This window comes from Komarekiella delphini-convector SJRDD-AB1, from assembly GCF_014831675.1.
GTDB lineage: Bacteria > Cyanobacteriota > Cyanobacteriia > Cyanobacteriales > Nostocaceae > Komarekiella.
The window spans coordinates 71,797-81,615 of the sequence record NZ_VJXY01000034.1; the positions used below are offsets into that span (position 1 = coordinate 71,797).

The window sequence follows — 9,819 nt, forward strand, 5'->3', positions numbered from 1 at the left end:
GGGAGACAGCGCCGTGGGCGGGTTTCCCGACTTGAGGCGACTGTCGTCGGGTTTCCCGACTTGTAGCAAGTGGCGTGAATTTAGGGGGATCTCAAAATATTTGATACATCACTAAGGACTTTTCAAACATCCTCTTAGCTTCTGGGTGAAAAATATATAGATAAAATTTAACTCAGTGAAATCACGCTAACGCTTTTAACTAAACTATTGCCATTAATTGAGTAAGTTTTACCTCTAACAACGACTTCAGCCATAGATAAGGCTTAAGGATGAAAGCACCATTACCTGATAACGAAGCACAGAGAATTGAGGCACTTTCGCAGTATAAAATTCTCGACACTCCATCTGAAGCCGCCTTTGACGACCTCACCCGTTTAGCCTCGTATATTTGTGGAACTCCTATTGCCTTAATTAGCTTAATTGATACAAACCGCCAGTGGTTCAAGTCCAAAGTCGGCTTGGAGGCGCTAGAAACACACAGAGATCAAGCATTCTGCGCCCATGCTATTTTACAGCCAGAAATTTTTGTTGTGCCTGATGCAACAGCTGACGACCGATTCACTACAAATCCACTAGTCACTTCTGATCCCAATATCCGGTTTTATGCTGGTGTCCCTTTAATTAACCTTGAAGGACACGCATTGGGAACGCTTTGTGTGATTGATCATGTACCACGAAAACTCACTCCAGAACAGGTTGAAGCATTACGAACTCTAGGCCGCCAAGTGATTAAGCAACTGGAACTACGGCGCAATTTAGCAAATTTAGTACTCGCAACCAATGAATGCAAACAATCACAGAAGATACGCAAACAATTCTTCAAAAGAGTTGCGGGAGGTTTTGGGTTAGCATCAGCAATTTTAATTTTAATTGGTGTGGTTTCTTATCAGAACACAAAAGTATTGATCGATACTAATACTCATGTAAAAAAAACTCAAGATAAAATTAACAGCCTGGAAGAATTACTGTCCCAAATAAAGGATGCTGAAACTGGACAACGCGGTTACATTCTGACTGGACAAGAACGTTATCTAGAACCATATCAAGCTGCACTGGCAAATATCGCTCAAAAAATTGCAGAACTCAAAAGTTTAACAGCAAAACAACCCGACCAACAAAAACAGATCAGATTTATTGAACCCCTGATAGCAGCAAAATTTTCCGAACTCAAGCAGACTATCGACTTACGCCAAAACCAGGGATTTGAAGCAGCGTTGCAGGTACTACTGACAAATCAGGGACAAAACCTGATGGATGATATTCGTAAAACCATCTATGAGATGGAGAATGAGGAAAAAAAGTTGCTCCAGCAGCAGTCACAAGCTGCAAAGGTTGGTGCGAATAATACAATTGTGACACTTGCGATCGCTATCTGCTTGAGTTTTATCATTCTCTCTGTAGTCTACTACCTGATTTATCGTGAGGTGACTGAGCGGAAGTGGACAGAAGAGATTTTGAACAAAGAGCGCAATTTTATCTCAGCAGTCCTTGATACAGCTGGCGCATTGGTAATAGTTCTTGACTCCCAAGGTCAAATCGTGCGCTTCAATCAAGCTTGTGAGCAAACAACTGGCTACTCGTTCGATGAGGTGAGGGGAAGATTTGTTTGGAACTTGTTGCTAATTCCTGAAGAGTTAGAGCCAGTCAAAGCAGTTTTCGAGCGGTTGCGAACTGGTCAACATTCAAACGAATACGAAAACTACTGGATCACAAAGGACGGTAATCGGCGGCTGATTGCTTGGTCGAATACTATCCTCCAAGACTATGAGGGATCTGTAGAATACATTGTTTGTACAGGTATTGACATTACCGATCGCAAGCGAGCTGAACAGCACTTGACTGCACAATATGCTACAACTCGTGTCTTAGCAGAATCTACCACGATTAACGAAGCTACTCCCCAAATCCTCAAAGGTATCTGCGAGAGTTTAGGATGGGATTTGAGCGAAATTTGGATGGTGGATCAGCAAGCAAATGTGCTGCGTTTTCTCGATATCTGGCATAAACCATCCCTTGAAGTGCAAGAGTTTGAAGCACTGACTCGCCAAACCACGTTTGCACCAGAAATTGGACTACCTGGTCGCGTTTGGGCTAGTTCTCAACCAATTTGGATTGTTGATGTCGTTAAAGATTTTAACTTCCCCCGCGCCCAAATTGCCGCTCAAGTCGGACTACATGGAGCCTTCGGTTTTCCGATCCAGAGTGGTAACAAAATTCTCGGTGTCATTACCTGCTTTAGCAATGAAATTCAGCAACCTGACTCAGATTTGATCAAAATGATCAATTCCATTGGGGAGCAAGTGGGACAGTTTATCCAGCGTAAGCAGGCAGAGGAAGAAATTCAACGTCAAAACTTGCGATCGCAACTGTTTACGGAAATCACCCTTAAAATTCGCCAATCTTTGCAAATTGAAGAAATTCTGCAAATTACTGTCAAGGAGGTGCAAAAAATTCTCCAGACTGACCGAGTATTAATCTATCAACTTTTACCAGACGGATCTGAAACCAACATTATAGAGGCGGTAGTTTCTGGCTGGACTGCAATCAAAGGGCAAAATATCACCGACCCCTATTTGCGAACGGAATATCTACAACAATACTACTTACAACAGTACCGTCAAGGAAAGATTCAGGCGATCGCTGACTTAGATTTGGTAGAAGTTCAACAAAGCCACATCGAATTACTGCAACAGTTTGGGGTTAAAGCCAACTTGGTTGTACCAATTCTTGTTAAAGAAGAACTTTGCGGTTTGTTGATTGTCCATCAGTGCGCCACCTCCCGTCACTGGTCTAGTTTTGAAACTCATCTTTTACGACAAATAGCTGACCAAGTAGGTATTGCTTTAGCTCAGGCCCAATTACTAGAAGCAGAAACTCATCAACGACAAGAACTCGAAATTGCTCGCCATCAAGCCGAATTAGCTTCTGAGTCTAAAAGTGCCTTTTTGGCTAACATGAGTCATGAAATCCGTACACCGATGAATGCTGTGTTAGGGATGACTGGCTTAGTATTAGAAACTCCTTTGAACCCAGAGCAGCGAGATTTTATTGAAACAATTCGCATTAGTGGAGACGCTCTTTTAAGCTTAATCAACGAGATTTTAGATCTGTCCAAACTTGAAGCGGGAGAGATGGCTCTAGAAACTCTAGATTTTGACTTATCTACCTGTGTTGAAGAGGTGTTGGAATTATTAGCGCCTCAAGCTCATCATAAAGGATTGGAAATTGCGGCGTTAATTCATCGCAACGTCTTCACCGACCTCCAAGGTGATGCTAGTCGGCTGCGGCAAATTTTGATGAACTTGCTCAGCAACGCTATTAAGTTTACCAGTACCGGAGAGGTAGTATTACGAGCCGAATTGCGATCGCAAACTTCTACTACAGTTACTATTCACTTTGCTGTAACTGATACCGGTCTTGGCATTAGTTCTGAAGACCAACGCAGACTCTTTACGCCATTTACGCAAGTAGATGCTTCCACCACTCGTAAGTTTGGTGGCACAGGTTTAGGATTAGCCATTTGTAAACAATTAGTCAGCTTAATGGGAGGGGTAATAGGAGTAGAAAGTCAGATTGGACAAGGATCTAAGTTTTGGTTTGAGGTGACTTTCACCAAGCAACTTCAGCCTGTTTCCCCAATTCAAAATCGCGGACTTCTAGACAATAAGCGCTTATTAGTAGTGGATGACAACGCTACCAATCGCAAGATTATCTATCATCAAGCTACCCGTTGGGGGATGCAGGTGGATAAAGTCGATAGTGCTGCTGCTGCTCTGAGGGCAATTCAGGAAGCAGTTGAGCAGAACATACCTTATGATGTTGCCTTGGTTGATATGCAAATGCCCGAAACAAATGGCCTGACTTTAGGAGAGCAAATTAAAGCAAATTCTGCGATCGCACAGTTACCTCTAATTATGCTCACCTCTACTAATCAACGGGATGAAGTGCAAAAGGCCTTAAACATCGGATTCGCGGCTTATTTGGTCAAACCTGTTAAGCCATCTCGGCTCCTGGATACTATTATGACTATCTTAGGAACTCAATCTGAATTAGAAGAGGAGGCAGGAGATAGGAGACAGGAGTCAGGAGGAGTAGAGACGCGATTAATTACGTCTGTACAAGGGATGGGAGACAGGGAGCAGGAAGCAGAAATGAAGAATTTAGAAAGTGGCTGCAACTATAGCTCTTGTGAATATCTCCCTCCACTTTTAAAGTCTAAAGTCAGAATTTTGCTGGCTGAGGATAATTTAGTCAATCAGAAAGTAGCCTTGAAGCAACTCCAAAGCCTAGGCTACAAAGCTGATGTCGCCGCCAATGGAAAGGAAGTTTTGCAACTATTGGAAAAAATTCCTTATGATTTAATTCTGATGGATTGCCAAATGCCAATTCTTGACGGTTTGGAAACTACAAGAGAAATTCATCGTTGGCAAGAGAGCGACTTTGCTAACCATCGCCGTCCTGTGGTCATTGCTATGACAGCGAATGCCATGACAGAAGACAAAAAAATGTGTCTAGATGCAGGGATGGAAGATTATTTGAGCAAGCCAGTATTGAAAGAAAAATTAGCAGCGGTGCTAGAGCATTGGGCAAGCGTGATACTGAGTGTACAAGAAGCAGTTGCGCGTGAGCAGATTTCTACTAAAAATGACAGTTCCCTCACCCTACCAATTGATTGGGAACACTTGCATCAACTCTCAGAAAACAACGCAGAATTTGAGTTTGAGTTACTGCAAATATTTATTGAAGATATCCAACCCCGTTTAGAGATAATTAAAATTGCGATCGCAACCAATGACTTTGGGCAAATTGCCCAACAAGCCCACCATCTTAAAGGTGCTAGTGCTAATATCGGCGCTACAACCATGCATCTAGCCGCCGATAAATTAGAACAACTAGCTTGCCACCAAGAACGTAGAGGTACTACTAACTTAATCTCCGAGTTAGAAGAGTTTCTTAACTGCATTCAGGCTTTTCTAACTTCCTCCAACCAACGCTTGGAGATAAAAGCTATTCCAGGTGGCGAGAACCATGAATGACCATTGAAGTTTGGCGTTGCAGAATAGAAATATGAATCAGTGTAATCGCTGTGCAATGTCGTTTAATGGTAGTTAAACGACATTTCTTTAAAAGCACCTACAGTAAAGCATCCAGCCCCAGATTAACGTGAGTTCGACGGTTAGAAAATGGCAGGAGGTAGCGCAGGCAAATCTTTTGGGTAAATATCAATTGACGGTTTTTTAGGCAGATAGGTGTAAGCAGTCAAACCAGCCATCAGATTGCCCAGTCCAGCAAACTCATACATAGCCAGCTTTTTGCGCTTTCCTATCCGTCGAACTCACGTCAGATTAACCCGCAAGTGATCGCACTACCGGAGACAAAGCAAAGGTGCTTTCTTAATTTTTGGTTAGTTACTACGGATCAATACTTGGTGGGTCAATATTTGGTAAAGGTGCTGGTGGGTCTGGAATAAGCTTTTTTCGTCGTAGGGGAGGGTTCCTAAATTTAAACTTGTCTAAATTCTTGAATCCAAAATCATCGCCAGAGTTTTTCTTTTTACCCATAAGTATCATCTCAAGTAGTACTTGTATACTACTATATGACGATAACCGCAAAAAACAAGAGTTTCAAGCTACTATTACTGCGGTTTAGTTTGCCTCTGGTGTCAGCGAAACCGATAAGAAACTTTATCGGCATTTGGTTAACAGTTTCTCACATAACAACGGAGCGATCGCACTTGCTGAATAACGCACAAGATACGCTCGCTTTTCCTCTATGTCCAAGCAACTTTCTGGCTGGATGATTTCAGCGAATCCTTTTTTTGATACGTCATGTTGGCGAAAGTGCGAATTGCCCCATACCGACACAAACCATGAACTTGACATAGTACCACTATTGATACTATTATTAACGTAAAGCAATACCAAGTTGATTTTAATGTGTCATTTTTGTAGAAACTTTCTACTTATTTGACAGCAGCTTGGTATAACTTATGGCAAAAATAGAAAAACTTCTTGCTCAAATTAAAAACAATCCTAAAGATGTAAATTTTACTGATTTAGTAAAAATTTGTAATCACTACTTTGGGGAACCCAGGCAAGAAGGAACAAGCCATTGTGTTTACAAAACCCCTTGGGCTGGAGATCCACGCGTCAACATTCAAGAGAAGAATGGAAAAGCCAAGGTTTATCAAGTCAAGCAGGTTTTGGAGGCAATCAGTAAAATTGAGGACATAGAAAATGAACAACTATGACCACTACACATATAAAGTTACTTGGTCAAGCGAAGACCAAGAATACGTAGGTTTATGTGCTGAATTTCCTAGCTTATCTTATCTCCATGAGAATCGTATTGCTGCACTTGAGGGTATTGAAAACCTGGTAAAGGATGTTGTGGCAGACATGGAAGCTAATGGTGAAAGGATTCCAGAACCTATTGCAGAAAAAAATTATAGTGGTAAATTTCAAGTTCGCATTCCTCCAGAACTTCACCGTAGGCTAGCTATAGAAGCAGCAGAGGAAAATGTTAGCTTAAATCGCTATGTAAGTCTAAAGCTTGCTTGTCACTAATAAATTGTTAATTTTCTGCTACTAAACACTGCCTGCCCAAAATCTTTAAATGGGCAGGCAGTGTTTAATTTTTGGAATTGGCTTAAGTCTATATTTCGCGGGTGATTTGTAAAATGTCGATAAAAGGGATTTATACGACATCTCACGAAAAGCGCCTACTGTAAAGCATTCAACTCTTGATTAACCCGCAGAGCGAACGCTTATCAAAGATACATAGCGTGCTTGGTGGCAGATGCTAATAAGGAATGCTCCTTACCGAAAATTTTTCTGTCCAAAAATAGCCGCAATGCTTACAAAGACTGAGATAACGCTCGGTGTGCGCCCTCACGTTATCCCTCATAATAAATCAAAGTCACAAAATATACTGAGGTTTTTTACAGTTTCAATAAATATAATTTTTATACTTTCTACAACCACGTTGAAATGAACAATGTAATTCAAATTTTTGTTCGTTTATTTTTGTTTGTTATTTTACTTTCTATCAATTCGTGTTTGAAAGGAACACAAGACCAGTCAGAAATTACAGAGTATTCTGTGGGGTTAAAAGCAATAATTACAGATGCCAAAAAAATTTACTCTACTATTAGTTACCAAGATTGTTTAACTTGGAATAGCTTAACTGTAAAAGAAGAAGCTAAAGAATATAAATGGAGACAACATAATTACACACCAACAAATGGTGATGAAGGGATTATTGTTCACCTAACTAGTCATTGTGATACTCATAAACCAATAGCAATACTTAAGGTTGAAGAAAACTACGTTCCAATTGCTACTAGTGGTATTAAAAGAATAGATTAAAAGTATATATCTTCGACCTCGCAATAAAGCTATGCAGCACTAGCTGCCTAAAACCTTTATGTATCTAGCTTTTGAGCAAGGCGCGAAAATTTGTTGCTTAGTTATTTCTTACCTATTGTTAATTTGTCAACACCTATACAAGTTGCCATGTATGGGTGTAACTTAAGGTGTAATCGTACTGGGATTAATAGCGGTAATTTCTGAATAACGGGCAAAATCACTAATATTAAACGTAAGGATATGGGTCAGCCCATGCACCAGCATAGCCGCTGTCAGCCGTGCATCGTGGACACTGACCCCTTTTACCTGATACTGTGTGACAAGCCGCTCCCATTCGTCGTAAATGCTTGCGGTATCCGTCAGAAAAGTAAAGAAAGCTTTCAGCCGGATGATTTCTTCTCTAGCTTCAGAGGCAGTGTGACCCAGCCCATTTTTATTAGCTGGACGGGTATAAACGTTCCAAAACTCGATGAGATTCTGCGGTACGATGCAGAGCGTTTCCCCTTGATTCCGCAGCAAGGAAATTGCATTGGTCGCCGAGTTGTACATTGGGTGGTTAGGGTCTGCGCTCCGCAGCAGAACGTTGCTGTCAAGCAGATAAGCCACTAGAGCCTCTCGTCCTCATACATACTTTCCCGGCTAACCGCATAGTCCGAAAGGGAAGGTGCATCATGGCGGTGACTTGCTGCCCATTCCCGGAAAGCTGTTACCCATTCGGATGCTGTTGCAGTTTCATAGAAAGGGCGTTCTGTTGATGGTTGCACCAGCTGCAATAGCATGGTGTTCAAGTGAGGTTTAATCTCCGATGGACTACGGTTGGAAATCTTCGCTAACAAACGGGTAATTGTTTCAATATCCTGACTATGGGCTTGTTCTAAATCACTCACGACAGATTTTGGTTGACTGTTCATAAGCTATTCCACATCTAATTCAAGTTAATCGCTTATTTTTCAGCTTACTGATAAATTCCTGTCCAGGTCGCACGCTTGAAACTTGTCTACAAATAAACTTGTCAACTTGTAAACATTTAAGAATGGCTTGATCGCTCTGCACTTTATCTCCTTTTCACAGGACGTGGAAATTAAAAGTTTATTGTTGCATTGCGATCGCCACAGAAGGTACTTTGGTTTGTTGCGGTATCAAATAGACAGGCAAAAGCTTGTATTTTCCCCTAGCAATTGGTAAGATTCTGCATATCAAGCTTTAAATTTGAGCTTGTAAGAGGATAAAAGCCCTCTTACCCAGAATATCGGAGATTTCTTTCCTTTTATAGCGGCTTAATATAGATTATTTAGGCTTCCGCGAACTGAGGGCTGGTAGTGTCTTATAGGCTGGCGAACGCTGAGTAAGGATTGTCTGGATAAGCTTAGGGCTTTGCTAAAAGGCAGGGTAAAAGTTCTATCCATGATGCGGAATTGCTGAGTAAGAACACAAAACCAAAGGATGAGATAATGCGTCTGAGAAAGCTAGTCAGCTATGGGATTTTTGTGCTGATTGTCGTCATCGGGGTTGGTCTCACGACAATTGCTAGTGGTTATGACATTCCACCCACAAGTGGGCAGATTACGTTCGCCGAACAGACGAGCGATTTGATGCTCAATACGTTGTTCGCGGCGCTAACGCAGGAGTTCGACGAAACCACGGTGGATAACGTGGAGCAGGGTAAGCACTCCATCTCGCTGATATTTAACGATCAGAATAAAGATATGCGGTTAGTTGGTACGGTTGGCCCACTCCGAGAAAGCGATCGCCCCCGCGACAACTTCGAGCGTCAGGCAAATACGCTGGCGATGTCAGGGCAGGCATCCACGTCTGTTCAGCGCGGGGATAATAAATGGTACTATCGGCGATCGATTCCCCTCAGCAACTTCAGAGCGGAGTGTGCGCTCTGCCACATCAATTACCCGGCCGGCCCCACGTCGGACTGGGTGGGTGCGCTTATGCTCAGGGTGCCCATCAAGGATTAAGGGACTTCCAAAAAATAAAATAATTATCGTATGAGGTAGGAGTCAGTGCTGTCGTCGGCAGCACTGACTCATATTTTGATTCAGCAGCGCCAGAAGTTCTGTTCGCCGATTCGGCTTGAGACGTTCCCGTAGATTAGTTACCGTTGAGCAGACTTCTCTGTAGGTGATTCTAATTCCCACTTTCACTCAGCACCACCGATTATTAATTGGCAAATTGGCAACCCCTGGAAAATTAGCTGTGTTAGCTTTAGCAGAATACAAGGTGTATTTGCACTTTCAAGCTATTTGGACGGGCTTCAACCCGTCTTTATTTATCACCCTCCTCATTTCATGCCCCGACGCTCGTCTCCCCATACTTCTGATACCGTTGGCGAAATATTGCTTAACAAAAAAACGCCAAGTTTGCCGCGTATTACATGGAGAGGAGAGTTATACTTTTCCGTGCAATACACGGAAAGAAAAAAATTAAGTTAGTTGCCTCAATA

At 42.1% G+C, this 9,819-nt stretch carries 8 protein-coding genes and 1 pseudogene; 5 read left to right on the forward strand and 4 right to left on the reverse strand.

Translation table 11 applies throughout. The features are described 5' to 3' along the window. The first annotated feature begins 269 nt into the window (after positions 1–269). Entirely contained in the window at positions 270–5,036 is a 4,767-nt protein-coding gene (locus FNW02_RS25230; RefSeq protein WP_191760231.1) for a GAF domain-containing protein, read from the forward strand. Between the two features lie 140 nt (positions 5,037–5,176). Here the strand turns inward: FNW02_RS25230 and FNW02_RS39640 are convergent. Next, positions 5,177–5,293 (reverse strand): annotated as a pseudogene (locus tag FNW02_RS39640) (IS982 family transposase); the annotation flags it as partial. Between the two features lie 391 nt (positions 5,294–5,684). Next, positions 5,685–5,882, reverse strand: a complete 198-nt coding sequence (locus FNW02_RS25240) for a hypothetical protein (RefSeq protein WP_191760232.1) — start codon at positions 5,880–5,882, stop codon at positions 5,685–5,687. A 107-nt stretch (positions 5,883–5,989) separates the two neighbouring features. Here FNW02_RS25240 and FNW02_RS25245 point away from each other — a divergent pair, with 107 nt between their 5' ends. The 3 genes from FNW02_RS25245 (at position 5,990) to FNW02_RS25255 (ending at position 7,367) form a co-directional block, all read left to right on the forward strand. Further along, positions 5,990–6,250, forward strand: coding sequence for a toxin HicA (locus FNW02_RS25245; protein WP_191760233.1), 261 nt, complete (start codon positions 5,990–5,992; stop codon positions 6,248–6,250). Beyond that, positions 6,237–6,566 carry a type II toxin-antitoxin system HicB family antitoxin gene (locus tag FNW02_RS25250; protein WP_191760234.1) on the forward strand — a complete coding sequence of 110 codons (330 nt, stop codon included), beginning with the start codon at positions 6,237–6,239 and terminating at the stop codon, positions 6,564–6,566. Before FNW02_RS25245 ends, FNW02_RS25250 begins: the two co-directional genes overlap by 14 nt. Positions 6,567–6,989: 423 nt before the next feature. Next, positions 6,990–7,367: a hypothetical protein gene (locus FNW02_RS25255; RefSeq protein ID WP_191760235.1), complete on the forward strand. Its 378-nt coding sequence runs from the start codon at positions 6,990–6,992 to the stop codon at positions 7,365–7,367. 162 nt (positions 7,368–7,529) lie between these two features. Here the strand turns inward: FNW02_RS25255 and FNW02_RS25260 are convergent, their stop codons facing one another. Together FNW02_RS25260 and FNW02_RS25265 are read right to left on the reverse strand one after the other, a co-directional pair. Beyond that, the gene (locus FNW02_RS25260) at positions 7,530–7,973 is read right to left on the reverse strand and encodes a PIN domain-containing protein (RefSeq protein ID WP_191760236.1); all 444 of its coding nucleotides are present in this window, start codon (positions 7,971–7,973) and stop codon (positions 7,530–7,532) included. Continuing rightward, on the reverse strand, positions 7,973–8,278 hold the full coding sequence (locus tag FNW02_RS25265; protein WP_191760237.1) for a hypothetical protein: 306 nt from the start codon (positions 8,276–8,278) through the stop codon (positions 7,973–7,975). The genes FNW02_RS25260 and FNW02_RS25265 overlap by 1 nt, the downstream gene beginning before the upstream one ends. 540 nt (positions 8,279–8,818) lie before the next feature. On the opposite strand from FNW02_RS25265, the gene FNW02_RS25270 reads away from it, so the two are divergent. Beyond that, positions 8,819–9,334, forward strand: a complete 516-nt coding sequence (locus tag FNW02_RS25270) for a hypothetical protein (RefSeq protein WP_191760238.1) — start codon at positions 8,819–8,821, stop codon at positions 9,332–9,334. The last annotated feature ends 485 nt before the right edge of the window (positions 9,335–9,819 follow it).